This window comes from Nocardia crassostreae (genome assembly GCF_001613405.1).
Lineage (GTDB): Bacteria > Actinomycetota > Actinomycetes > Mycobacteriales > Mycobacteriaceae > Nocardia > Nocardia crassostreae.
Genome location: NZ_BDCH01000022.1, coordinates 21161 through 44627, shown reverse-complemented (window position 1 = coordinate 44627; position 23467 = coordinate 21161). Strand labels below are relative to the sequence as shown.

The 23467-nt window shown below is 68.2% G+C and carries 26 protein-coding genes; 13 read left to right on the top strand and 13 right to left on the bottom strand.

Going from position 1 to position 23467, the window contains the following annotated elements:
• Positions 1-38: 38 nt before the first annotated feature.
• The 5 genes from NC4_RS23385 to NC4_RS23365 all read right to left on the bottom strand — a co-directional run bounded on the left by NC4_RS23385 (position 39) and on the right by NC4_RS23365 (position 3871).
• The gene (locus NC4_RS23385; protein WP_067541931.1) at positions 39-446 is read right to left on the bottom strand and encodes a BlaI/MecI/CopY family transcriptional regulator; all 408 of its coding nucleotides are present in this window, start codon (positions 444-446) and stop codon (positions 39-41) included.
• 74 nt (positions 447-520) lie between these two features.
• Positions 521-1369, bottom strand: coding sequence for an ABC transporter ATP-binding protein (locus NC4_RS23380; RefSeq protein ID WP_067541929.1), 849 nt, complete (start codon positions 1367-1369; stop codon positions 521-523).
• A complete protein-coding gene (locus NC4_RS23375) occupies positions 1366-2460 on the bottom strand; it encodes a FecCD family ABC transporter permease (protein WP_067541927.1) in 1095 nt (364 codons plus the stop codon). Before NC4_RS23375 ends, NC4_RS23380 begins: the two co-directional genes overlap by 4 nt.
• Before the next feature lie 61 nt (positions 2461-2521).
• Entirely contained in the window at positions 2522-2749 is a 228-nt protein-coding gene (locus NC4_RS23370) for a hypothetical protein (protein WP_067541925.1), read from the bottom strand.
• An 84-nt stretch (positions 2750-2833) separates the two neighbouring features.
• Positions 2834-3871 carry a FecCD family ABC transporter permease gene (locus NC4_RS23365; RefSeq protein WP_067541923.1) on the bottom strand — a complete coding sequence of 346 codons (1038 nt, stop codon included), beginning with the start codon at positions 3869-3871 and terminating at the stop codon, positions 2834-2836.
• 102 nt (positions 3872-3973) lie between these two features.
• Between NC4_RS23365 and NC4_RS23360 the strand changes: the two genes are divergently transcribed.
• From NC4_RS23360 to NC4_RS23335, 6 genes are all read left to right on the top strand, one after another.
• Entirely contained in the window at positions 3974-4654 is a 681-nt protein-coding gene (locus tag NC4_RS23360; RefSeq protein ID WP_067541921.1) for a hypothetical protein, read from the top strand.
• 201 nt (positions 4655-4855) lie between these two features.
• Positions 4856-5245, top strand: a complete 390-nt coding sequence (locus tag NC4_RS23355) for a PaaI family thioesterase (RefSeq protein WP_245721878.1) — start codon at positions 4856-4858, stop codon at positions 5243-5245.
• A gap of 152 nt (positions 5246-5397) precedes the next feature.
• Entirely contained in the window at positions 5398-5700 is a 303-nt protein-coding gene (locus NC4_RS23350) for an urease subunit gamma (protein ID WP_067541919.1), read from the top strand.
• A gap of 17 nt (positions 5701-5717) precedes the next feature.
• Entirely contained in the window at positions 5718-6041 is a 324-nt protein-coding gene (locus NC4_RS23345) for an urease subunit beta (protein WP_067541917.1), read from the top strand.
• Positions 6041-7762, top strand: a complete 1722-nt coding sequence (locus NC4_RS23340) for an urease subunit alpha (protein WP_067541915.1) — start codon at positions 6041-6043, stop codon at positions 7760-7762. The genes NC4_RS23345 and NC4_RS23340 overlap by 1 nt, the downstream gene beginning before the upstream one ends.
• 17 nt (positions 7763-7779) lie before the next feature.
• Positions 7780-8448 (top strand): O-methyltransferase, encoded by a 669-nt coding sequence (locus NC4_RS23335; protein WP_067541913.1) that lies wholly within the window; start codon positions 7780-7782, stop codon positions 8446-8448.
• Between the two features lie 4 nt (positions 8449-8452).
• On the opposite strand, the gene NC4_RS23330 is transcribed toward NC4_RS23335, so the two are convergent.
• Positions 8453-8860, bottom strand: a complete 408-nt coding sequence (locus tag NC4_RS23330) for a DUF4440 domain-containing protein (protein WP_157555135.1) — start codon at positions 8858-8860, stop codon at positions 8453-8455.
• 73 nt (positions 8861-8933) lie between these two features.
• Between NC4_RS23330 and NC4_RS23325 the strand changes: the two genes are divergently transcribed.
• Positions 8934-9353: a YchJ family protein gene (locus tag NC4_RS23325; RefSeq protein ID WP_067541909.1), complete on the top strand. Its 420-nt coding sequence runs from the start codon at positions 8934-8936 to the stop codon at positions 9351-9353.
• A gap of 85 nt (positions 9354-9438) precedes the next feature.
• Here the strand turns inward: NC4_RS23325 and NC4_RS23320 are convergent, their stop codons facing one another.
• Positions 9439-10218, bottom strand: coding sequence for a VOC family protein (locus tag NC4_RS23320; RefSeq protein ID WP_067541907.1), 780 nt, complete (start codon positions 10216-10218; stop codon positions 9439-9441).
• Positions 10219-10341: 123 nt separating this feature from the next.
• Positions 10342-11010: a TetR/AcrR family transcriptional regulator gene (locus NC4_RS23315; RefSeq protein ID WP_067541904.1), complete on the bottom strand. Its 669-nt coding sequence runs from the start codon at positions 11008-11010 to the stop codon at positions 10342-10344.
• Positions 11011-11122: 112 nt separating this feature from the next.
• Here NC4_RS23315 and NC4_RS23310 point away from each other — a divergent pair, with 112 nt between their 5' ends.
• Positions 11123-12616: an MFS transporter gene (locus NC4_RS23310; RefSeq protein ID WP_067541902.1), complete on the top strand. Its 1494-nt coding sequence runs from the start codon at positions 11123-11125 to the stop codon at positions 12614-12616.
• 38 nt (positions 12617-12654) lie between these two features.
• Here the strand turns inward: NC4_RS23310 and NC4_RS23305 are convergent, their stop codons facing one another.
• Positions 12655-13524 (bottom strand): hypothetical protein, encoded by an 870-nt coding sequence (locus NC4_RS23305; RefSeq protein WP_157555133.1) that lies wholly within the window; start codon positions 13522-13524, stop codon positions 12655-12657.
• 114 nt (positions 13525-13638) lie between these two features.
• Here NC4_RS23305 and NC4_RS23300 point away from each other — a divergent pair, with 114 nt between their 5' ends.
• A complete protein-coding gene (locus NC4_RS23300; RefSeq protein ID WP_245721877.1) occupies positions 13639-14538 on the top strand; it encodes an SDR family NAD(P)-dependent oxidoreductase in 900 nt (299 codons plus the stop codon).
• A gap of 452 nt (positions 14539-14990) precedes the next feature.
• Here the strand turns inward: NC4_RS23300 and NC4_RS23295 are convergent, their stop codons facing one another.
• Positions 14991-15971, bottom strand: coding sequence for a zinc-binding dehydrogenase (locus tag NC4_RS23295; RefSeq protein ID WP_067541898.1), 981 nt, complete (start codon positions 15969-15971; stop codon positions 14991-14993).
• A 222-nt stretch (positions 15972-16193) separates the two neighbouring features.
• On the opposite strand from NC4_RS23295, the gene NC4_RS23290 reads away from it, so the two are divergent.
• The gene (locus NC4_RS23290; RefSeq protein ID WP_067541896.1) at positions 16194-16826 is read left to right on the top strand and encodes an urease accessory protein UreF; all 633 of its coding nucleotides are present in this window, start codon (positions 16194-16196) and stop codon (positions 16824-16826) included.
• Positions 16827-16856: 30 nt separating this feature from the next.
• Here NC4_RS23290 and NC4_RS23285 read toward each other — a convergent pair whose 3' ends face one another.
• From NC4_RS23285 to NC4_RS23275, 3 genes are read right to left on the bottom strand one after another with little or no spacing between them, the layout of a single operon-like run.
• Complete coding sequence (locus NC4_RS23285) at positions 16857-17807, bottom strand: hypothetical protein (protein WP_067541894.1); 951 nt, start codon at positions 17805-17807, stop codon at positions 16857-16859.
• Positions 17804-18928 carry a hypothetical protein gene (locus tag NC4_RS23280; RefSeq protein ID WP_067541892.1) on the bottom strand — a complete coding sequence of 375 codons (1125 nt, stop codon included), beginning with the start codon at positions 18926-18928 and terminating at the stop codon, positions 17804-17806. The genes NC4_RS23285 and NC4_RS23280 overlap by 4 nt, the downstream gene beginning before the upstream one ends.
• Positions 18929-18982: 54 nt before the next feature.
• The gene (locus tag NC4_RS23275) at positions 18983-20338 is read right to left on the bottom strand and encodes a hypothetical protein (RefSeq protein ID WP_067541890.1); all 1356 of its coding nucleotides are present in this window, start codon (positions 20336-20338) and stop codon (positions 18983-18985) included.
• A 442-nt stretch (positions 20339-20780) separates the two neighbouring features.
• Here NC4_RS23275 and NC4_RS23270 point away from each other — a divergent pair, with 442 nt between their 5' ends.
• The 3 genes from NC4_RS23270 to NC4_RS23260 all read left to right on the top strand — a co-directional run bounded on the left by NC4_RS23270 (position 20781) and on the right by NC4_RS23260 (position 23452).
• Entirely contained in the window at positions 20781-21986 is a 1206-nt protein-coding gene (locus NC4_RS23270; RefSeq protein ID WP_067541888.1) for a pentapeptide repeat-containing protein, read from the top strand.
• A 63-nt stretch (positions 21987-22049) separates the two neighbouring features.
• A complete protein-coding gene (gene ureG / locus NC4_RS23265; RefSeq protein WP_067541886.1) occupies positions 22050-22763 on the top strand; it encodes an urease accessory protein UreG in 714 nt (237 codons plus the stop codon).
• A gap of 38 nt (positions 22764-22801) precedes the next feature.
• Entirely contained in the window at positions 22802-23452 is a 651-nt protein-coding gene (locus NC4_RS23260) for an urease accessory protein UreD (RefSeq protein ID WP_067541884.1), read from the top strand.
• The last annotated feature ends 15 nt before the right edge of the window (positions 23453-23467 follow it).

The following is a 23467-nucleotide window of genomic DNA, read 5'->3' as shown; positions in this document are numbered from 1 at the left end:
CAGCTCACTACGTTGTGGGGGTCTGGCCGAGGTTGTTCTTAAGGCTGTTTGCCATCACCCTTCAGCTTGCGCGCCGCCTCGGTCGCTTCGAGCTTAGCGAGTGCATCGCGCAATGCGGCAGCCTCATCCGCCCCGACCTGTTCGACGAAGTCCACCAGCGCCGCCCGGCGGCTGCCGACTTCGTCCGCTTGTTGCAGCGCGTCCACCATGAGCGAGGCGACGAGTTCGTCGCGGGTGTGCACGGGGGCGTAGCGATGCGCGCGATCGTCGCGCTGCTGGACCACCAGATTCTTCTTCGCCAGACGCTGCAGCACAGTCATCACCGTGGTGTACGCGAGCTCGCGGCGCTCGGCGAGAGCCTCGTGGACCTGCCGCACCGTCTGGGTTTCATCGGCCGACCACAACTGGTCCATGACCGCTTTCTCGAGTTCACCAAGACCTGCCATCCCACAAGTTTACGGAGACAACGACACGAATGCGTACTACAAGTCGTCGTAACCGGGTAGTTGCTGGTGTGGGATTAGTCATAGGGGCGGGCCGGAACTTTTTCGCAGCCCGCGGATCCGTGCACATGCCGGGTGCCGATGGGCACGATCATCGGTCGTCCGGAGACCGGATCCTCCAGGACCTCGGCGCGCAGGTCGAAAACCTCCTGCAACAGCTCGGCGGTGACGATATCGTCCGGGCGGCCCTGCGCGACGATGCGGCCGTCGCACATGACGACCAGACGGTCGCTGTAGCGGATGGCCAGATTGAGATCGTGCAGTACCATGACGACCGTGCGGCCGTAGTCGTCGTGCAGGCGATCGACGAGGTCCAGGACCTCGAGGGAGTGGGCCAGATCCAGATACGTGGTGGGCTCGTCGAGCAGCAGGATGTCGGTGCCCTGGGCGAGGGCCATGGAGATCCAGGCGCGCTGGCGCTGCCCGCCGGAGAGTTCGTCGAGAGTGCGGTCGGCCAGATCGGCGATACCGGTCTGTTCGAGGGCGGTCGTCACCTCGGATTCGTCGTCGGCCGACCATTGGCGCAGCCAGGACTGGTGCGGATGGCGGCCGCGGGCGACCAGATCCGCGACGGTGAGCCCCTCCGGCGCGACCGGAGTCTGCGGGAGCATGCCGACAATGCGGGCGATGTCCTTGGTCTTCATGGTCGAGATGGCCTTGCCGTCCAGCACGACCCGGCCGTCCTTCGGGCGGAGCAGACGACCGAGCGAGCGCAGCAGCGTCGACTTCCCGCACCCGTTGGGGCCGATGACGGTGGTGATCAGCCCGGGCTCGATATCGATGCTGAGCCCGTCGACGATGACGCGGTCGCCGTAGCCGAGGGTGATGTTCTCGGCTCCGAGATGGTGGTTTTCGACGGCGGTCACAGCGTCGCCTTCCGATTCGCGCGTACGAGCAGATAGAGGAGGAACGGAGCGCCGAAGGCGGCGGTTACGACACCGACGGGCAGGTCGACGGGAAACACGGTGCGCGCGGCCAGATCCGCGCTCAGCACCAGGATCGCACCGATCAGCGCGGAGGCGATGATCGGTTCACCCGGGGTGCGCAGCAGCCGCCGCGCGATCTGCGGTGCGGCCAAGCCGACGGAGCCGAGCGGGCCGACCGCGGCCGTAGCCAGCGCGGTGGCGGCCACGGCGGAACCGATGAGAACGGCCTGCTGCGTTTGGATTCGAACACCGAGCACCCGGGTGGTATCGCTGCCGAAGCGCAGCGCCGCGAGCGTGCGCGAGGAGGCGGCCGCCACGGTGAGGGTGACCGTGAGCCCGGCGGCAGCGGGCCAGAAGGTGGACCAGTCCGAGCGATTCAGCGACCCGGTGAGCCACAGCTGCGACCGGGAGGCCTCGGTGAGCGGCGCGCGCGTGAGCAGCCAACTCACCATCGACAGCAGCGCCGCATTGGCCCCGATCCCGATGAGCACCAGGCGAAATCCCATCACTCCACTGTCCCCGGAAGCATTGCGGCCCCACGCCAGCAGATAGATGGCCACACCGGTCAGCAGTCCCGCGGCCAGCGCCGCGAGCGGAACCCCCAGCGTGATCAGCACGCCGGTCGCCGCGAACCCGCTGCCCGAGATCACCAGCACCGCACCCACACTCGCCCCGGCGGTAATACCGAGAATGTCCGGACTGGCAAGCGGATTGTGCAGGATCGACTGCGTGATCGCGCCCGCCATCCCCAGCGCCGCACCGACCACCACGGCCGTCAGCGCCCGCGGCAATCGCGAATCCAGGATGACGAACCGCTGCGCCCGAGTCCCGCCGCCGCCCAGCACATCCAGCACCTTGCCGAGCGGAATCCGATACTCGCCCACCGCGATATCCAGCGCGAACAACACCAGCAGCGACGTGACGAGCACGGCGACCGTCACCAGCGCCCCGATCCGCAGCACCGCCGAGAACCGACCCACCCGCAGCGCCGGTCGGACCGCGCGCACCGTCGGCGATGTGGAAGTACTCACAGCCGACCAACTTTCGCGAAACCTCGGGCCCGATTTGTTCCAGGGTGCTCCTGGCCGAAATCTACCGCGCCTGCTGATACGCCGCGGGCGGGAGGCTCGGCGGCGAGCGCCGCTGACCGGCGAACGAGGAGTCCGCCCGACCACCCAGCGGCACGCCGGCCCCGCTGACCGGCGTCCGGCCCATCAGGGTGAACCACCTCGAGTGTGTCCAGGCGACCTGCGGCGAGTGCGTGCTGGTGCCCCAGGGCGAGCGTGCGGGGACGATCGGCACCGGATGCATGGTGGTCACCTGACGTGAGCGTGCAGGGGCGACCGGCGGGGAGCGTGAGGAGGCGATGCGATGCGGGCGGACCGGGGTTGTGGGTCGGGAGGATCACAGGCTCACCAGCTTCCGGCGGCGGACGAGCAGGATGAACAACGGTGCGCCGATCGCGGCGAGGGTGACTCCGGCCTGGAGTTCGCCGGGGCGGGCGATGAGGCGGCCCGCGGTGTCGGCCAGGAGCAGGGTGAGTGCGCCGATCAAGCCCGAATAGGGCAGTAGCCAGCGGTAATCCGGGCCAGTGAGGGCGCGGGCCAGGTGCGGGACGATGAGGCCGAGGAAGGCGATGGGGCCGACGGCGGCGGTGGCCGCGCCCGCGAGGAGGACTACCGAGGTGAGGCCGAGCATGCGGCTGCGGGTGAGGTTGACGCCTAGGCCGCGTGCTACATCGTCGCCGAGCCCGAGCAGGTTCAGACCGGGGGCGGCGATTAGGGCCAGGATCATGCCGAGGATCAGGAACGGCAGCACCTGCCGGAAGACCGAGGCGTCGTGCCCGGCGACATCGCCGACCACCCAGTAGCGGTAGGTATTGAGGGCCGTCTCGTCCATGAGGACAACGACATTGGTCATGGCCTGCAGGAACGCTGTCACGGCGGCGCCCGCGAGAACCAGGCTCAGCGGGCTGGCCTTACCGCCGCCGACGGAGGAGACGCCGAAGACGACGAGTCCGGCGATGAGCGCGCCCGCGAAGGCGAACCAGATGTACTGGGCGGGGGTGGTGAGCGCGAACAGGTGGATGCTCAGCGCCGCGAGGAAGGCCGCGCCCGCGTTGAGGCCGAGCAATCCGGCGTCTGCCAGCGGGTTTCGGGTGTAGCCCTGGATCAGTGCGCCCGCCATGCCGAGCGCCAGGCCGGTAATGAGCGCCAGTCCGGTTCGCGGCAGCCGCAATTCGCGCACGATCTGCTCGGCGGAGTCCTGGGAGGGGCAGGCCAGCGGCAATCCGCCCGGACAGGTCAGCGCGTCCCACACCGTATTCAGCGGCAGATTCCGCGATCCGAGCGCAATGCTCGCGGCCAGCGCGCACAGCAATAACGCGGTCAGCAGAAGAAGTCCGGACAGACGTCGCCGTCTGGTGGTGACTACGGCGGGCACGGTGACGAACTACTCCTGACGAGTTTATTGCTGATCTAAGCATGGTAACCCTAACCTATCTTTCGTTTCGGCCCGCAAACGTCGAGTGATGAGGAGGTTCGAATGCTCGAACCCGTGACCGTGTGCCACCCTCGCGATATGAGGCTGTCGTTCGGCCGCGCCTGTGCCCGGCTGCGTGCGCTGCAACCCGAGCACCCCCGCGTGTACGCCGTTGCCGCCATGGCTGATCAGGGCAAACGACGCTGGTGGCGATTGGCCGACGGGGTCCGCGAGGGCCGCATCGAGCTCATGTACCGCCGCCACGCCGCCGAGGTGGTCGCCACCGCGCTCATCCACGCGGTCGTCGGCCGCGTCATGGCCCTGCTCGTCTCCGAGGGCCGGGCCTGGGATCCGGGCCTGGAAAACCTGTGGATCCACACCGACAACGACGGCGGCATCGACTGGGCCGGACTGGCCGACACCACGATTCGCGTCGTCGACGGCGACCGCCTCGAAGGCGAGCCCGGCGTGGTGGCCCTGCCCTGCGAGCCCGCCCTCTACGTCTGGCTCGCCGCCCGCAGCGAACCCGCCCTCATCCTGATCCAGCAGGCCATGGCCCGCTGCTCGGGCCTGGGCGCGCGCCGCTTCTGGTCCCTCGTCGCGGAATCCATTGTCGGTGCGGCGACCTACGTTCCGGCCTTGGCGGGCACCAACTCCTCCGAGGGCGCCCGCCGCGGGCAGGCCATGCTGGCCGCACTGGAGGATCGCGGATTGCCGGTACGAAGGGCTTGCTTTGTTAGGTAAGCCTGACCTACACTAGGAACCGGCGTTAGGATCAAGCGAGAGTCCCGAGGGCTGCGGTGACCCCCGATCCACTGCCGCGGCGGGTTCCCCTTCCGAGGGGAGCCCGCCGCTTCGTATTTCGGGCCCTGTGTCAGTGTGGATGCCATGACGCAGCCAGACTTCTCGTCGATCCGCTCGCTGGCCGATGTGACGCCCGAGCTCATGACGCAATTCAGCGAGGGCACCTTCACCGATCTCATCGGGCTCAAGTACACCGAGCTGACCGCGGATCAGGTGTCGGCGGAATGGGTGGTCACGCCGCAGCAGTTCCAGCCCGCCGGGATCGTGAACGGCGGGGTGTACTGCACGGTCATCGAGACGCTCGCCAGCGTGGCGGGCGGGGTGTGGCTGGGGGAGCGCGGGAACGTGGTCGGGGTCAACAACAACACCGACTTCCTGCGGGCGGTGCGCGAGGGGAAACTGCGCGGGGTGGCCACGCCGATTCACCGCGGGCGGTCGCAGCAGCTGTGGGTCGTGGTGATCACCGACGAGCAGGATCGGACGGTGGCGCGCGGGCAGGTGCGGTTGCAGAACATGTACGCGCAGGGCTGATTTCGCGCCCGCGGGCGCGACGGCGGGGGGCTCGTCGCCGAGCGCGGCGAATTCCCGCTGACGCGCAGTGCAACATCGCCGAAACATGCAGGTAACGCGGGGCGTGCCAGAATGACCGACGACCCGCCCCGCGACCTAGGTGAGGAGCCCGAATGCGTTTGTCACCGCACGAGCAGGAACGTCTGCTGCTGAGTTACGCGGCCGAATTGGCGCGGCGGCGGCAGGCGCGGGGATTGAAACTGAACCACCCCGAGGCGATCGCGCTCATTACCGATCACGTGTTGGAAGGGGCGCGCGACGGGCGGACCGTGGCCGAGCTCATGGCCTCCGGGCGGACCGTGCTCGGCCGCGCCGACGTGATGGACGGCGTGCCGGAGATGATCCACGACGTCCAGGTCGAGGCCACCTTCCCGGACGGCACCAAGCTCGTCACCGTGCACCACCCGATCGGATGACGCGCATGCAGGATTCAATGCGAGCTCCGCTCGTTCCCGGTGAATACCTTTGTGCCGAAGGCACTATCGAGATCAATCCCGGCGCCGACCGCATCGAACTGGATGTGGTCAACACCGGTGACCGGCCCGTGCAGGTCGGCTCGCACGTGCACTTCCCGCAGGCCAATTCCGCCCTGCGCTTCGACCGCGAGGCCGCGCACGGCCGCCGCCTCGATATTCCCGCGGGTACCGCGGTGCGCTTCGAACCCGGTCTGGGCCAGTGGGTTTCGCTGGTGCCCCTGGGCGGGACCCGCGAAGTGCACGGAATCAGCCTCACCCCACCCGGAAAGCTGGATGCCTGATGGCCGAACTCTCCCGCGCCCGCTACGCCGAACTGTTCGGGCCGACCGTCGGCGACCGAATCCGGTTGGCGGACACCGATCTGCTCATCGAGATCACCGAGGACCGCAGCGGCGGACCGGGATTGGCCGGTGACGAGGCCGTCTTCGGCGGCGGCAAGGTGCTGCGCGAATCCATGGGGCAGGCGCGCGCCACCCGGGCCGAGGGCACGCCCGACACCGTCATCACCGGGGTCGTGATCGTCGACCACTGGGGAATCATCAAGGCGGATATCGGCATTCGCGACGGGCGCATCTGCGCCATCGGCAAGGCCGGTAATCCCGACACCATGAGCGGGGTGCACCCGGATCTGGTGGTGGGGCCCTCGACGGAGATCATCGCGGGCAATGGGCGCATCGTCACCGCAGGCGCCATCGACTGCCATGTGCACTTCATCTGCCCGCAGTTGCTGGAAGAGGCCATGGGCGGCGGCATTACGACGCTCGTCGGCGGCGGCACCGGACCGGCGGAGGGCTCCAAGGCCACCACCGTCACGCCCGGCGCGTGGCATATCGGGCGCATGCTGGAGGCCACCGATTCCTGGCCGGTGAACATCGTGCTGCTCGGCAAGGGCAATACGGTGCGGCACGAGGCCATGTGGGAGCAATTGCGCGGCGGCGCGGCCGGTTTCAAGCTGCACGAGGACTGGGTGACCACGCCCGCGGCCATCGACGCCTGCCTCACGGTGGCCGACGTCTCCGGGGTGCAGGAGGCCTTGCACTCCGACACCCTGAACGAGGCCGGGTTCGTGGAGGACACCCTGGCGGCCATTCGCGGCCGGGCCATTCACTCGTATCACACCGAGGGTGCGGGCGGCGGGCATGCGCCCGACATCATCACCGTCGCATCGCATCTCAATGTGCTGCCCAGTTCCACCAATCCGACGCGGCCGCACACCGTGAACACCCTCGACGAGCATCTGGACATGCTCATGGTGTGCCATCACCTGAGCCCGTCCATTCCCGAGGATCTGGCCTTCGCGGAGAGCCGGATTCGGCCCTCGACCATTGCCGCCGAGGATCTGCTGCACGATATGGGCGCGATCTCCATGATCGGCAGCGACTCCCAGGCCATGGGCCGCATCGGCGAGGTGGTCATGCGCACCTGGCAGACCGCGCATGTCATGAAGCGCCGCCGCGGTGCGCTGCCGGGGGACGGGGCGGCCGACAACAATCGGGTGCAGCGGTATGTCGCCAAGTACACGATCTGTCCGGCTGTCGCGCATGGTCTCGACGCCGAGATCGGGTCCATCGAAGTCGGCAAGCTCGCGGATCTGGTGCTGTGGGAGCCCGCGTTCTTCGGGGTGCGCCCGCACGCGGTGCTCAAGGGCGGCATGATCGCCTGGGCCGCCATGGGCGACGCCAACGCCTCCAATCCGACGCCGCAGCCGGTGCTGCCCCGCCCCATGTTCGGCGCCTCGCCGATCGTGGCGGCGGGGACCTCGCTGCATTTCGTCTCCGAGCAGGCCATCGAGGACGGGCTGGCGAATCGGCTGCGGGCGAATCGGAAGCTGGTGCCGGTGGCCAATGTTCGCAAGCGCGGCAAGGCCGATATGGTCCGCAATGACGCCATGCCGCGCATCGAGGTGGAGCCGGACACCTTCACCGTCCGCATCGACGGTGAGGTGTGGGCGGAGGAGCCCGCCACCGAACTGCCCATGGCGCAGAGGTATTTCCTCTTCTGAGTGGCAGACTGCCCAGTATGAGCAACTCGAACTGGGCAGCAGTTGACCGTTATCTCGTGGATACGGTCGTGGGAGACCAGGATTCGGCGACCCTGGAAGCGAACGCCGCGGCGGGCTTACCCGCCATCGACGTCTCGCCGCCGCAGGGCAAGTGGCTCTACCTGCTCGCCAAATCCATGCGCGCCGATCGGGTCCTGGAGATCGGCACCCTGGGCGGCTACAGCACCACCTGGCTGGCGCGCGCCGTCGGCAAAGAGGGCCGCGTCGTCACCCTCGAATACGACCCCCACCACGCCGAGGTCGCCCGCGCCAACCTCGACCGCGCGGGCGTCGGCGACCGCGTAGACGTCCTACCTGGCGCCGCCCTCGAAACCCTGCCCCTCATCGCCCAACGCAAACCCGAACCCTTCGACCTGGTCTTCATCGACGCCGACAAAATCAACAACTCCAACTACGTGAACTGGGCCCTGAAACTCACCCGCCCCGGCTCGGTCATCATCGTCGACAATGTCGTCCGCCACGGCGCCATAGTCGACCCGAACCCCGACGCCGCCGCCCAAGCGAGCCGCGACGTCATCGAATTGCTCTCCACCAACCCACGTTTGGACGCCACCGTCCTGCAAACCGTCGGCTCCAAGGGCTGGGACGGCCTCGCCTACGCCCTCGTCATCGATCCGGACGAGTAGTCTGTCACGACCGGATCGGCGTGTTCTGCGCGGCGGCCAGCCACCACCGGCCGTCGCGCTCCACCAGCACGTACAGCGCCATCTCCGAGAACCCGCCCGCTTCCTCCGCCTGTCTGCGGATCTGGCCGACAACCACGCCGGGGGCGGGCATGCGCGCCGTGACCACCTCGAATCGTGAAGGTGGCGCGGCCTTTTGTGCCGTGAGCTGCCGATGGATGGCATTGAGCGTCGGATACCCCGCCACTGTCATCCCATACGGCGACCCCCACACGATATCCGCCGCGAAATCCGCGTCGTAGTCGTCGGCATCGCCCGTCACGACGGACTTCCGCAGTCCGGCCGCGAACTCCTTGGCCACCGCCCAAGCGGCCGAATCATCGGCCGCATCGTGCAATGTGGGTCGAATATCCATGCTGTCCTCCATCTTTCGCCGTCGAGCCCACCCTAAAAGCTCAACCAACATTGAGGTCAAGGAGAATGAGCGCATGTCGAAGCGCCGCAAACCACAACCCGTTCCCGAGTCGTGCCCGTGCGGCCTGCCCGCGAACTACGTGGACTGCTGCGGCCGTTTGCACCGGGGCGAAGCATCGGCGACCACCGCCGAACAGCTGATGCGCTCGCGCTTCAGCGCCTTCGCCGTCCGGGACGAGGCGTACCTACTGCGCAGCTGGGACCCTTCGACCTGGCCCGCCGACGTGGACTTCGATCCGGGAATGCGCTGGGAGCGACTGGAGATCGTAGGCTCGACCGGCGGCGGACCGTTTCATACCGAGGGCACCGTCGAATTTCGTGCACACTACCGCTCCAACGGCCAGCCGGGCGCCCTGCACGAGAACAGCCGGTTCCGTCGCGACAATGGCGCATGGGTATACCTCGACGGCGTGGTCGACTACTCGGGGGCCTGAGGTCAGAAACATCGCCGACCGGGAACTGGTGGCGGACGGCTCTCGCGAAATGCCGCCACCAGTTCCCGGTCGGCGTCGCTTCATCTCAGTGTGGGAAGGCCATCAGGGCGAAGGCGGCGCCGGACGGGTCGGCGAGGACTCCTACTCGGGAGGGGCCGGGGAAGTCCTTGGGCTCGTCGATGATCTTGCCGCCGAGTTCGACCGCGCGGGCGGCGGTGGCGTCGGCGTCGGCGACGTGGATGGTCATGGACCAGAAGGGGGCCGGTTCGCCGGGGGTGGCGAAGTGGGCGCCGCCGAATTCGCCGGTGCCGGGGGCGGAGATGGCTTGGTAGGGGTTTTCGGTGGCGGTTTCCCAGGCGGCGTTGCCGTAGGTCCAGCCGAGGGCCTTGGCGTAGTGGGCGAGGGCGTCGGCGGGGGCGCGTGTGGCGGCGTATTCGATCCAGCACGGATTGTTCGGTGCCATCCAGTGTTCGGTGCCCGGATCGGTGATCGGCTGGGAGATGCCGTAGGGCGCGCCATCGGGGTCGGTGAGGATGGCGAATTTCAGGCGGCCGAAGACGTCGGTCGGCTCGATGAATATGCCCGCGCCCGCGCCTACCGCGGCGGCGGTGGCGGTGTCGATATCGGCGACGGCGAAGTAGGGGAGCCAGACCGACGGTTTCATGGTGCCGTCCGGGTTGGCGGCCGAGACGACGCCCGCCACCTGGGCGTCGCCCTGGCGCAGGATCGTGTAATGGCCTGCCTCCGGGCCGGTGTCCTCGGCGGTCCAGCCGAACAGGTCGCAGTAGAAGGCGGCGGTGGCGGGGATATCGGGGGCGCTGACGTCGAACCAGCGGGGTGCGCCGGGGATGAATGTGGGAGCCATGGCTTCTCCTCGTCGTCGGAGACTGTTTGCGCGCGCGGCTCAGCCAGGGTTGCACCGCGCGCATTCGTACAGACGATGGCGGACGAGCGGATTCCTCGGCGGCCGCGATGCGGCGTGCCGGGACTAGTGCCGGGCGCGGGCCTCGAAGCCGTCGCAGAGGGCGGTGAGGCCCGAGTCGAGCATGGCGACGGGGTCGAGGAGATCGGCTCGGCCGGTGCCCTCGAGGTCGGCGAGGGCGGGGGTGGGCGGCCAGCAGGGGGCGCCGTCGAGGAGGGCTTCGAGGCCGGAGCGTTCGTCGGATTCGCTGTCGCGGGCCGAGAGGAGGCGGGCGCTGACCTGTTGCAGGGCGACTCCGGCGATGTAGCTCCAGACCGATAGCGACATGCGGGTGGCTTCACGGGTGTCGACGCCCAGTTCGCGGAAGCCCTCGACCAGCCAGCTCAGCACGAGGAGGCTGTTCTCGCCGAAGTTGTAACGGGGAACCGCGAAGGTGAACAGCACCCACGGGTGTTCCCGGTACAGCCGCCAATCCACCTCGGCGGCAATGCGCACGCGGTCGCGCCAGGTCCAGCCCTGGCCTTCGGGGGAGGGATACGGATTGCGCCGGGAGACCTCGTCGGTCATGGCGGCGAGCAGCGTGTCCTTGTTGGGCACGTGCCGGTAGAGCGACATGGCCCCCGCGCCCATGCGTTCGGCGATGCGGCGCATGGACAGGGCATCGAGCCCGGACTCGTCGGCCAGGGCGATGGCGGTATCGACGATGGCGGCCCTGGTGAGCTTGGCCTCTGACATCGGACGAATTCTTCCCTTCCCCGCGCCGTTGTGCGTACACTGCACCCCGGCTTGCGCGTACGCCGTACGCGCGCTCTTCGTCGAAAGCCCGGAACGACCCGAAGGATAGGTGATGACCAGCACGCTCGCGCACTCCGACGCGAAGACTTCCCGACGCGCCTGGGCCGGACTGGCGGTATTGCTACTGCCGGTGCTGCTCGTGTCGATGGATATGTCGGTGCTGTATCTCGCCATGCCGACGCTCACCGCGCACCTGGATCCCTCTGCGACAGAACAGTTGTGGATCCTGGACATCTACGGATTCCTGATCGCGGGCCTGCTCATCACCATGGGCAATCTGGGCGATCGGATCGGGCGGCGCAATATTCTGCTCGCCGGTGCGACGATCTTCGGAATCGCCTCGGTGCTGGCGGCATTCGCGCCGAGCGCGCCGGTGCTGGTCGCGGCGCGGGCGCTCATGGGCGTCGGCGGCGCGACCCTGCTGCCGTCGAGCCTGGCGCTGATTTCCACCCTGTTCCCGGATCCGCGGGCGCGCAATACCGCCATCGGCGTGTGGACGGCGTTCTTCGCGGGCGGTTCGGCGGTGGGGCCGATCATCGGCGGCGTATTGCTGCACCACTTCTGGTGGGGTTCGGTATTCCTGATCAATACCCCGGTGCTGCTGGTGCTGCTGGTCTTCGGGCCGCTGCTGCTGCCGGAGCATCGCGCGGCGGGTCTCGCGCCCTTGGATCTGCCGAGCGTTGCGCTGTCGATCGGCGGCATTCTGCCGCTCGTGTACGCCATCAAGGAATTCGCGGCGCACGGGTTCACCGCACCGGCGGTCGGCATCGGCGTGCTGGGCGTGCTGTTGCTGACCCTGTTCATCCGGCGGCAGCGGACCCTGGACGAACCGCTGGTGGATCTGAGTCTGTTCCGGCGCGGACTGTTCTCGGTGGCCATCGGCTCCAGCACCGTCGGCATGCTGGCGCTGGCCGGGATGAGCTTCCTGACCATCACCTATCTGCAATCGGTCACCGGGCGTGACGTCTTGCAGGCGGCGCTGCTCGGGATTCCGATGGCCGTGGTGGTGTTCGCATGCTCGATGGGCGGTTCGCGGATCGGGCGCCTGCTGGGCACCAAGACCAGTTTCGTGCTGTCGCTGAGCATGGCGGCGCTGGGCAATCTCATGCTGCTCGGTGTCGGCGTGGACGGCGGAATCGCCTGGTACATCGCCGGATCCGTGATCGCGGGCGCGGGCTTCGGCATTGCGTTCACGCTGGTGTCGGAGGTGGCGGTGTCCTCGGTGCCGCCGGAGCGGGCCGGGTCCGCGGTGGGCATCTCGGAGACCAGCTTCGAACTCGGCAATGGTCTGGGGCTGGCGCTGCTGGGTTCGCTGGCGGCGCTGGTGTTCCGCTCGGGCGGTGATTTCGCGCCGACGCTGGGAGAGACCCTGGCCCGCGCCGGGGACGATTCCGCGCTGACCGATTCCGCGCATGCGGCATTCGTGGACGGTATGCACGTCGCGACGACCGCGGGCGCGATCCTGCTGGGCGTCATGGCGGTCATCGCCCTGGTGGCCAAGTCCCCGGCGGCGAAAACCGGTGCGGGAGCGCCGCACGCGCACTGAGCGGTTTGCGGCCAGCGGGTGATTCGGCCGCCGGGTGATCAGTGGCCGAAGACGGCGCTCATGATATCGGCGACCCATTTGTTCATGGGCGCGACAATGCGCCGGTACACCCAGCGGCCCGGGCGGACCACGGTGGCCTGCCACGCGGTGGCGATGGCGGCGAACAATGGTTGCAGCACCGTGCGATACAGGAACCGGCACGGGGTCACCACGACGGCGTTCACGACGACGGTGGCCCCGCGCCAGCCGTAATACACGGCCGCGGCCAGCAGGATCAGCAGCGGAGCCAGCAGCCATTGCCACAGCATGCGTAGCGGCCAGGCAATGAGCCGGGTGGCGATGAAACGCAGGATCCAGCCGAGGGCATGAACCGCCGGGGTGATGAGCCACCGGTTGATCCAGCGCCCACCCCCGATGAGCCCGGGCCGCAGGACATGCCGCCAGAGCCGGTGCAGCTGCGTGCCGGACCACTCGATCGGCGGCCACAGGACATAACGGACCAGGGCGGCGAGCGCCAATCCGAGAAACCGGAGTGTCGGTAGCAGCGCGCGCCGCCACAACCATTGCTCAATCGCGCGCTGGAGCGGGCGGAGCAGGAAATCCAGCAGGAACGCGCCCACCGGCGTGAGGATCATCCCCCAGAGCAACTGTTGCAGCAGCAGGCCCCATAGATAGTTCTTCACGAAACCCCAGGCGGGCCGGGCAATCCAGACCCATGTGAATTTCGCGATCGGTGCGAGCAGCCGGTCGGCCAGGAAACCCGGTATCCGCACCGTGACGCGGACGACCAGTCGCAATCCTTCCCACAGCAGCCGCAGCGGAATGAACACCGCGATCGCGATCCCGCGCGCCAGCCATTCCACTATCGAGACCCGGTCCGGCGTACGCTCATCCGGAGCTTGCGACATCGTGAATTCTCCCTCCCCGTGCACCGCGTCCATAATCGCCGGGAAAAGGATTCGCGCCCAGGGTATTTCCACTTAGTCCCGGTCCCGATTCGGTTCGGCCGTTAGAGTCGACGCGTGGGTGAGAATTCCGTGCCGAAAACGGAAGATCAGGGCGGGTCCAATGGCCGGCCGCTCGCCGAGCGGGTGGCGACCAGATTGCTCTATCCGACCTCGCGGCCGCGCGAGAAATCGCTGCGGGACGCGGTATCCGGGCGCGTCTTCCTGGTGACCGGCGCCTCGCACGGCATCGGCAAGATGGCCGCCAAGAAGCTCGCCGCCGCCGGAGCGATCGTGCTGCTGGTGGCGCGCACCCGGGAAGACCTCGAACAGGTGGCCGCCGAGATTCGCGAGGCGGGCGGGGCGGCGCACGTCTACCAGGCCGATATCACCGATATGGCGGTGGTCGAACAACTGGGGCGCACCCTGCTCGACGAGCACGACCACGTGGACGTGATGATCAACAATGCGGGCAAGTCGATCCGCCGCTCGATCGCCAAATCCTACGACCGCTTCCACGATTTCACCCGCACCATCGACGTCAACTACCTCGGCCCGGTCCGGCTGCTGCTCACCCTCCTCCCGAGCATGCGCGAGCGCGGCCAGGGCCACATCGTGAACGTCTCCACCTGGGGCCTGCGCATGCCCCCCGCCCCCCGCTGGTCCGCCTACGGCGCGTCGAAAGCTGCCTTCGACGTCTGGTTGCGCACCGTCGCAACCGAAATCGCCGCCGACGGCGTCACCACGACCTCGGTCTACATGCCCCTCGTCCACACCCGCATGAGCGCCCCCACCGACTTCTCCAATATCCCCGGCCTCACCGCCGACGAAGCCGCCGACCTCATCTGCCACGCCGTCACCGCCAAACCCCTGGAAATCTCCCCGTGGTGGACCGGCCCCGTCCAAGCCTGGACCGACCTCCGCCGCGGCGCCGCACAACGCTTCATGGAACGCAGCTTCCGCACCCTGCGCGGCTGACCCTGTGCGCGCCGGGATATGCCTCCATAAGCCGCAGAGATGAGCCTCTATACGCCGCGGTTAGCGTCCTCGTCGTGCGTGCTGAGTTGCGACACGCTGCGGTGAGCGTCCTTGTGCTTTCCGGGTGTTGGGGGTGAGAGCCGGTGTGGTGGGGATGATATTCCGCGCGCCGAGTGGCAGGGCATAACCGTCCGCGCTGACTAGCGTGAGTACCCGTGCGGTGAGGGTCCGGTTCCGCCGGGTGCGGAGGGGTGTCCGCACCCGGTCGGGGATCGGCGGCGCGTTGGTTCACGGGATGAGTACGACCGTGCCGGTGGTGGCGGTGGTGGCCCGGGTCTCGAGTGCGCGGTGGCGGCCTCGGCCAGCGGGGAACGGGTGAACGGCAGGGCGCAAGCGTCCGGGGACTTCGGCCCGGGCGCGCAGTTCGAGGGTGCGGATTCCGCCTGCGTCTCTCAGGGGATGAGTACGACCTTGCCGGTGGTGGCTCTGGTCTCGAGGGCCCGGTGTGCGGTGGCGGCCTCGGCCAGTGGAAACCGTTGTACGGCAGGGCGCAAGCGTCCTGCGGCGGCTTCGGCCCGGGCGCGCAGTTCGAGATTGCGGATTCCGCCCGCGCGTTCGAGCATATGCGGGCCCAGCACGTTCTGCGAGGTCACCCCACGTGATGTGAGTTCGTCCGCGCCGAGATCCGCCGATCCGGATGCCGCCCCGAAATCCAGGCGCATCCCGCCTTTGTCGAGCAGATCGATTGCCGCACGGGCGATCTCGCCGCCCACCCCGTCGAACAGCAGGGTTGCGGGGCGCTCGCCGTATGCGGCGCGCACCCGATCCACCCATCCGGACTGCCGGTAGTCGACGGCCAGATTCGCCCCATTGCCCAGCGCCAGCGCCGTCTTCTCCGGCCCGCCCGCCAACCCGATGACGAGCGCTCCCGCATTCCGCAGATACTGCACGAGCAGCGTCCCGATCCCACCGGCGGCGGCTGTCACGATCGCCACGGTGTCCCCGTCGATCTCCGGCGCGAACTGCAGAATCCCCATCACGGTCCGCCCGGTGCCGATCATGGCCACCGCCTCCGCGGCCGTCAGCCCCTCCGGAATCGCATGCAGCCGTTCGGCATCCGTCACCGCCTGCTCCGCATACCCACCCGGCACCGCCCCCAGATACGCGACCACCGCCCGCCCGAGCCACGCCTCATCGACCCCGTCCCCGACGCGATCCACCGTCCCCGCCACCTCCCGCCCCGGAATGGTCGGCAGCTCCGGCATCGGAATCGGCCCCGCCACATCCCCTCGCCGCAGCGAGGTATCGATGAAATGCACCCCCGCCGCCTCCACCGCAATCCGCACCTGCCCCGCCCCGGGCTCCAGATCGCCGACGGCGTCGTATCGCAGATTCTCGGCAGGTCCGAACGCATGAAGACGGATGGCGTGCACGGCAACTCCTGGTTGTTTGACTGGTCTCACCACCCAGCCTGCAACCCGAACTCGGGTTCAGGTCAAGTGCATGATCAGTGGGCGCGCAGCCGCCCGACGCCCGCCGCCCACGCCGGAGGCCGGGCTGGCCCTCTGCCGAGCAAGTCGCCGACCACGACTCGCGCCCAACACCCCTGACCACACCGCCTACTATCGAACGATGCGTTACCCGGAGACCCGCTGATGAGCCTGGCCACCCTCCTCACCCTTGCCGACTCCCGCCTCCCCATAGGCGGCCATGTCCACTCCGGCGGCGTAGAAGAAGCAATAGCTTCCGGCCTTCTCCGCGACGTCCCCACCGTCGAGCTCTACCTCCGCCGCCGCATCCGCACCTCCGGTTTGGTCGCTGCCTCCCTGGCCGCCGCTGTCTGCGCGGACACCCTCACTCCGGCCCGCGCCGAACTGGAAGCCGACGCCCGTACACCGTCTCCCTCGGCCCGCACCGCTTCCCGCGCCCAAGGCCGCGGCCTGCTTCGCCTGGCGAAACAAGTCTGGCCGCAAGCTCGCTGGTCCAGCTTGGGGACTCGGCCTCACCTGTCAACGGTTTTCGGTGTCGTCGGCGCGGAATCCGGCGCCTCGCCCGAGGAGATCGCCGGAGTCGTGGTCTACACCACCATGACCGGCGCAGCCACCGCCGCCCAACGCCTCCTGGCCCTCGACCCCGCCGCCGTGGCCGCCTGCACGATCCGTCTCGCAGCGGTCTGCGACCAGACGGCACGCCAAGCAGCCAAGGGCCTGGCCGCCCTATCCGATCCACTGCAGGATGTCCTGGCCGAGCGCCACCTGCTACGCGATATGCCGCTGTTCGCGTCCTAGGCGTGCGAATCCGCCTGCGGCACGGCGGATTCAGTCCTGCGCGATTCCGATCGAACGCACCGGTCCGGTGCGCCAGGGCGGCGTCCAGCGCGGTTGGTCCCGCTCCGCGGCCGGGGCGGGAGAAATCGTGACCTCGATCTCGTCGCGCTGCGGGCCGTACTCCAGGACCAGGGTGTGTGTGCCGGCCGAGGGCCGGGGGATGACGGCGCGGGGACCGGTTCCGGCCGGTTCGCCGTCGACGCGCCAGTGCAGCGCAGCGGGATCGCCGTCGCCGTCGAGTTGGCCTTCCAGCACCAGCAGCCCGTCGTCGTAGCGTGCCGCGTTCGGTTCGGGTGGGGTGATCCGGGGGTACGCCGGGCGTCGTTCGACATCCAGGACCGGGCTCGACACGGTAACCGTGCGGGCGCCGTCGCTGTAACTCACCGTCAGGCGGCACTGACGGGCGGCGGGGAGCTCGGCGAGGGGGAGCCGCACGACCGCGGGGTCGCCGCCACCGACGTCGATGAGCCCCAGCGGTACGACCGGATCACCGGAACCTGTTGTCTCCCAACGGGCGACGAGATGTGCACCGGGCGGTGGTGGTGGGCCGCCGATGTGGACGGGTATCCGCACGGTCAGGTCGCGCGCCAGTTGTGTGCCCTCCACCGCGGTGAGATCGAGGCTGACGGCGGCAGGCGCGGGCACCGCCCGCCGGTAGGTCTCCACCTCGTCGTGCCGTACCACGATGTACGCGGATTCCCTTGCCAGCGGCAGGAATGCGTCGAGGCGGGTGAGGGGCGCGCCGGTGCCCGGGCAGTCCACGAGCTGCTCGATCGCCGCCGGGGCGAGTGCGAGCGCCCGTCCGGACTCGTCGGTGGCGAGAACCGTCCAGCCGGATCCCGAGCCGGGAGGTGTCCGCGCGTCGTCCGGAGCGCTGCCCCACCAGCCGGGGGTGAAATGGCCGCCGTGATCGATGGTTCCGGTGATGTGTACAACGCTCATGGCCGACCTACCTGCAGGAAGACTCGGCGCCAGCGTTCGGGGCTGGGCCAGGTGGGTTCGGGAGAGTAGGTGCGGACCATGACATCGCGGGCATTGCGTACGAACGCATTGCCCCACATGTCGTATCCCGGGACCACCACATCCCCGCCGTTCGGGAAGGAGGAGGGCGGGTCGCCCACGATCCCGCACAGTGCCAGGTGATTCTGTCCGAACAGATGGCAGATCTCGTGCGCGGTGGTCAATCCGGTCGCGTCCGTGGCCCCTACCCACGGGCCGGGTGCGTAGCCGCCCACTCCGACCGGGCCGACGACCAGCCAGATCTCATCCCGCCAGGACGGTGTGGCGGTGCCGCCGCGCTCGGCGATCAGGTCCTCGATCAGGTGGCCGTTCTGCTCGACCGGCGAATTGGTCAGGGTGAAGATCTGCGGATCCGGGATCGGCAGCAGACTGGCGGCCGCGCGCAACGCCTCCCGGCACGCCGCATCGGAGGGAGCGGGCAGCGGTTGTTCACCCGGCGAAAGGTTGACGGTGCGACCCCACGCGCGGTAGCGGATTCGGACTCGGCGGCGGGGATGGAAGGTGACATTGTTGCCCGCCTCCAGCGTCCAGCTCGGGCCGTCCAGGCTGCGCACCCGCACGGTGGCCTCGAGCACCAGCCAGCCCGGCACGCCCGTCGATCCGATCGGGCCGCCCTGGCAAATCTCCGGCGGCAGTACGACATTGAACGTGCGCGGACTGTTGCCCTGCGCCAGCCACTGCTGATAGTCGGCCAAGGATGCGAATCCCGGTCCGGACGGCAGTTCCACATCCGATGCGGGCGGGGCCGCATCGGCTGTCGAGTGACTCGGCCGCAGGGTCACGCCCAAGTGCCCGATCAACGGTCCGTGCACCTCGAGAGTGTCTGACGCGGTGAGGGTTTCGCCCGGCGGCAGCTGCGGCACGGCGGCCCACCAGTCGATGACCGCCACACTGCGTTTATCGGCCACAAGCGGAATCGTCTGCCCGGCAGGGGGATCCAGGGCTTCGCCACCGCCCGCCGCCTGCACCTCGACATCGCCCCCGGCTACGCCCTGGAACACCGCCACCGATGCCGCTTGCAGAGCCGGTCCGGTCGCGATCACCGCAAGCGTGGCGCGTGTGGCGCCACACTGGTTGATGGCGTCGACGGCGAAGGCTCAGCGCACCGGCGTGGACGTCGCCGTCAGCACCAGCTTCCCGCTCGAAGCGCTCAAACCGGTCACCGCACTGGGATATCCGGAAGCGGAGAGGATGGCCGTCGCCCCGGCATCCAATGCCCCCACGGTGACGCTGTCACCACCGAAACCCTGCCAGGCGACCCGGAACGCCTGCCCGGTCCGCAGGTGCAGCGTCCCGGCATTCCACTTCTCGACCGGCCCGGTCGTCGGCGCCACATCGGCGAGCACGCGCGGTTTGCCGGCGCTGTACCGCGCGGCCGCCACCGGCGCCGGACTGTCGTCGTAGGGCACCTCGGCATCCCAGTTGCCCGGGCAACCGCGGGCATGCATGGCATCGTTCAGCCGCCGATTGCGCAGCTTGGCCCACGAGTTGTAGTCCGCGATGAAGTTCACATCCGCGAACGCGGCGAAACCAGAGATCGCATTACTGGGCAACGACACCACGATCACCGTGTCCGACCAGCTCGACACCGCCATCTTGCGGCACACCACCCGCGAAGTGACGCTGTCCCACGTCGCCGCGATCACCCCGACCCCTGCCGCGGGCGCGGCCCCGAACCCGTGTCCGCGAATCGTCATGGCGGGCGTGGAACCACACGCGTCACCGATCTCGACCCGTTCGATCCCCGCGGTGGACAGCGGATCGCCTGTCGGCGGCGGATGCGCCACCAGATCGTCGTCCAGCAACCGCAGGTACGACAGCTCACAAACCGTTGGCGAGGTCCGCACCAGCGCCGAGATATCGGTCCGATCCAGTGCTGGCCACCACCGCGACTGCTCGCGCGCCGCGGCACCGGCGTAATCGTCAACGGGCGGCGTATCGGCCAGCGCCGAGAGGTCGGACTGATACCCCGGATCCCACGGGTACCCGTCCAGCCTCCGCTCGGCGATCGTCGCGATATTCGACAGCTGCCGGATCACAACCGCCCCCGGAACCCCAGCCAACCGCAAGGCGGTTTCAGCGAGTGCCCGCACGCCATCCGCATCGATCAACTCCGTCGGCACCGGCTCCGCGGCCCGGCCATCGACGACGTGTTCCGCCGCTACCGGGTAGCCACCGGCTTCCTCGGCGATGGCTTCCTCATCGATCGTGACCGTGATGCGCGGCGAACCCGCCCGGGGGCGCAACGGTCCCCCGGACGTCCCCGGCACCAGATCCGGTACGGCGCGCCACAGTTCCGCCAGCGCTTCGACGAATGCCTCACCCGCCCCGAAAACCCCGTCCTCCGCGTCGAACGCCATCGCCGCCAGCCGATCGAGGATGCGATGCGCCGCGAACAGCGGAGAATTGACGATCTCGTCGACCTCACGATCCCTGGCCCTGGCCCGCGCCACCACGGTGTCCCAGCGAACGGGCCACCCAACCGCTGAACTTGGCTCGGCCATCTCAACCAGCCCCTTCGGCCACGGCGTCGTGCCGTAAACCCAGGTATCTGACCTGATCGTATCGACGACAACTGCCCACCACAGCTGGATCGCGATATTCCCCCAGCTACCCCCCACCGAGGCTCGCTACCGGTCGGCGGATCTCCGCGAGGCTGATCTGGTCCTGGCCGAGCGCCACCTGCTACGCGATATGCCGCTGTTCGCGTCCCAGCCCGCGCTCTCGAACGCGCTCCTGGCGTGAATCGACTTCCGCCGCAGCGGTGTTCGATGAAATCATCACGCCATGAGTTCGGGGGTTGATCCTGCACGTGCCCGTCGTCGTCCTTCCCGTCGAGTCCCGCAGCGGACCGCACGAATACGAATTCGGCCGCAGCCGGTAGCCAAGCGGCGGGTGCTGGTGCGGTTCATGCAGAGGCTGTCGACCTGGGAGGGGTGGACGAAGTTGAGGGCGGTCGCGACGGCACTCGCCGCTGTCGGCGCTCTTGTCTTCACAAGTGCTTCCTTGCGGGTGAGCAGTGAACAGCAGAGATCAGCCGAAAAGACACAGGCGGCAGAGCGATTCACCAAATCGGTCGAGCAACTCGGAAACGAGAGTGTTCATGTCAGGATGGGCGGGCTGTATCTGCTCGAACAATTCGCACTCGATTCCGAGCGCCATCGAGGAGTGGCGTTCGAGATCATCGGTGCCTTCGTCCGGGACAAGACGCCGATCCTGCCGACGTGTTCGGAAGCCGTGCGGGATGCATACAGCAGCGTTGCGCCCCGCGCGTCGGTCGAGGTGCAGGCTGCGCTGACGATCATAGGGCGTCGGCCGGAACAGTTGCGGAGCTTTGAGATCGACCTAGCCAGAACATGTTTGGCAGGAGTCGACGCCAGGAACGCGACGCTTTTCGGTGTGAATCTCGAGGGCGCGGATCTGACGCGGGTGAGACTGAACGAGGCCGATCTGCGGGATGCGAACCTCACTGATGCCGACCTTCGATTCGCCGACATCGGCGTGGTCGGTTTCGGCGTAGACGGTATGAGCTACGGGTTCTCCTTCGATGGGGTCACTCCCAAGGCCGAGTTCGGCCCTGTCCGGTACCGGCCTGCCAATCTCGGCCGGGCTGTGCTGAACGGCGCGGACCTCACCAGCGCCGCACTCGAGGGAGCTGATCTGAGCGATGCTCAGCTCAGGGGAGCGACCTTGACAGGCGCCCGCGCCATCGCAGCCCGATTGCCGCGCGCTGATTTGTTTGTGGGCAAGCTTGTCGGCGTGATGCTGGCGGGAGCGGATCTGACGGGCGCGTCACTCGTCTTCGCGGAATTACAAGACGCGGACCTGCGATTCGCCAACCTGCGGAACGCGTTCCTGATACGGGCAAATCTCACGAACGCCGACCTCAGCGGTGCGGATCTGCGCGGCGCCGATTTGACGGCGGCCGTGTTGGTGGATGCCTACTTCGGTGGTGATCGTCAGATCTGTGACTCTGTGGATCCGTCTGCCACCGAAGGGGACCGGGACCGTGAGATCGACTCAGAGCCGTGGGCTGTATACGACAGCACCACCAAATGGCCGGAGGGCTTTACTCCGTCCTGGCCATCGCAGCCCAGCTGAGCCCGGTAACACTCGGTTTACCTGGGTGGGACAGGATGGGGGTTGGAAAGGAGCACATCACTCATGCCCCCTCATTTGATCGATGGAGAACCGCACGACCACAGCCATGATCGGCCCAAGCGGGTGCGGACGGCGGGGGAGCCGTTGCGCATTGGGGTTGGCGGGCCGGTGGGGTCCGGGAAGACGGCGCTGGTGGCGGCGTTGTGCAGGCAGTTGCGGGATGAGCTGTCGCTGGCCGTGTTGACGAATGACATCTACACCACTGAGGATGCGGATTTCCTGCGGCGGCATGCGGTGTTGCCGGATGAGCGGATTACCGCGGTGCAGACCGGTGGATGTCCGCATACCGCGATCCGGGATGACATCACGGCGAATCTCGATGCGATCGATGATCTGGTGGAGGCGAACCCGCCGTTGGATCTGATTCTGGTGGAGTCGGGTGGGGACAATCTCACGGCCACCTTCTCTTCGGGGTTGATCGATGTGCAGATCTTCGTGGTCGATGTTGCCGGGGGCGACAAGGTGCCGCGGAAGGGTGGGCCGGGGGTTACCTGGTCGGATCTGCTGGTGATCAACAAGACTGATTTGGCGCCGATGGTGGGGGCGGATCTGGGTGTGATGGATCGGGATTCGACGAAGGTGCGGGAGGGGCGGCCGTTCGTGTTCACGTCGCTCACGGAGGATCCGGCGGCTACGCCGGTGCTGGAGTGGGTGCGGGAGCAGTTGCGGGTGGTCGCGGAGCAGGATGCGGCGGCGGGTGTCGCGCACTCGCACTGAGCGGCAGGCGCGTAATGGAGCCGGTGTGGTGGTGACCGGTGCGCACTGAACTGCGGATCGTTGCCGAAGCGGGAACGCTGCCGCAGATTCATGCGGTGGGCGGGCTGGCGGCGCGGCGCACCGGCCCCGATACGGTGCACATGATCGGGACGGCGGCCACCCCGCTGGGCGGGGACGTGCTGGATATCTCGATCGTGGTGGGCGCGGGGGCGCGGTTGGCCGTGCGATCGGTGGCGGCCACCATCGCACTGCCGGGCCGGGTCACGCGAACGTCGGTGGCGCACTGGCGGTTCGAGGTCGCGGCGGGCGGTGAGCTGGAGTTCGACCCGGAGCCGACCGTGGTCGCGGGCGGAGCCGAACACGAGACGATCACCACCGTCGCATTGGAAGACGTTGCGCGACTGCGACTTCGGGAGCGCGTACAGATCGGCCGCACGGGTGAAGATCACGGGTATTGGAGCGGGGAACTGAACGCCGACATAGGCGACATCCCGCTACTCCGCCACCGCCTGGAACTGGGTGCGGACGCGATCACCGACGATTCTCTCTCGGCCCCAAGAGCTCTGGAGAGCATCCTCACCTACCCGGACTCCCGCCCACCCGAATCCCCCACGCTGCACGAAGCCCTCCTCCCCCTGGCCGTGGGCGGCACCCTCTTCACCCGCACCGCCCCAGCCCTCCGTGTATAACCGCGTAGCAGGTAC